This window comes from Bartonella sp. AD328YNZD (assembly GCF_042196425.1).
Genome location: NZ_JBHIQG010000521.1, coordinates 1 through 1,238 on the forward strand (window position 1 = coordinate 1; position 1,238 = coordinate 1,238).

A 1,238-nucleotide genomic window follows, 5' to 3' on the forward strand; every position below is an offset into this window, starting at 1 on the left:
ATAGAAAAACTTCAACTTTTCATATGCGCAATTTTTCTGATTTTAAACTTTAATTAAGGAAAAACAGGGAATATTTCTTATATTTTAAAATATTGTAAATAATATTATTATCTTCTTAAGAAGAATATTTCATGTATACATATTATAGTTATTATTTATACAGTATTTTTATTTACATTTTTAAAATTTATCTTTGACATTTCTCTAAAAATACGCGATAGCCATTTGAAATGTATCATTGTGATACTACTTTTAATGTAGATAATTAAGAAGAATTAATATGTTTGGTTCATTCAACACATTCGGTCATATGGCGACAAAGCCTTCTTTTGGTCATTCGCACAATTCAAGACCTACTCATGGAAATGCATGTAGTCCTGGTGCTTTTATGTCTCACATGAATGCACGTGGCAGCGAAGTAGGATTTCCGGCAGGAGTAGTTGGTGCAATTCAAGGTGGTATAACTGGGGGACCAGTAGGTGCATTTACAGGTGGAATGGGAGCTTTGTCATTGGGATACATAGGAGGTGCTGCTTGGGGCTTTATAGAAAAAGGTCGTGAGTGTTGGTTCTAATTTATAGAGAATAGCGACAAAGATATCTCTGAAATTAATAGTTTTGTAAGTATACTTGAAAGAATATACCAAAGTTAAATATCTACATCTATGGATAAAATATTTTTCAGGGATATCTATTGCGGATCACCTCTTATAATCAGGATTTTGTTATAATGAATATTCTTTATGAAATCATAAGACTGTTTTGCATTCTCATTGTCGTTATCCCTATATATGCTATTGGTTTAAAAAAAATTGGTGGCTACAGTTGGAAACTATCTATAAAAATAGCCTCATTGTCAGTTATTGTGTTTTTTATTCTTGATAGTTTGTGTAGATATTTCGGTTTATATTAATATTTATTGGATGAGTTCCAAGTACACTGAAAAAATAATTTTCAGAGGTATCTATTGATATCACATACTATAACTAGGATTTTGTTATAATGGATATTCACTATGAAATTGTAAGAATGTTTTGCATGTTAATTATAATTACTCCTATAATTGCCATTTCTTTTAAAATATTCAATGGCGTAGGTTGGAGATTGTCTATTATAATGGCATTATCGTCATTTATTATGTTCTTTATTTCTAATTTTTTGCGTAGATATTTTGGTTTATATTAATATTTAGTAAATTTATTCTTTTAAAAAGCATTCTCATTCCCTCTCCTTTATAGG

Annotated in this window: 1 protein-coding gene; it reads left to right on the plus strand. The window is 29.2% G+C overall.

Translation table 11 applies throughout. The features are described from left to right. The first annotated feature begins 280 nt into the window (after positions 1-280). Positions 281-574, plus strand: a complete 294-nt coding sequence (locus ACFIO3_RS13350) for a hypothetical protein (RefSeq protein ID WP_375606591.1) — start codon at positions 281-283, stop codon at positions 572-574. Positions 575-1,238 lie beyond the last annotated feature (664 nt).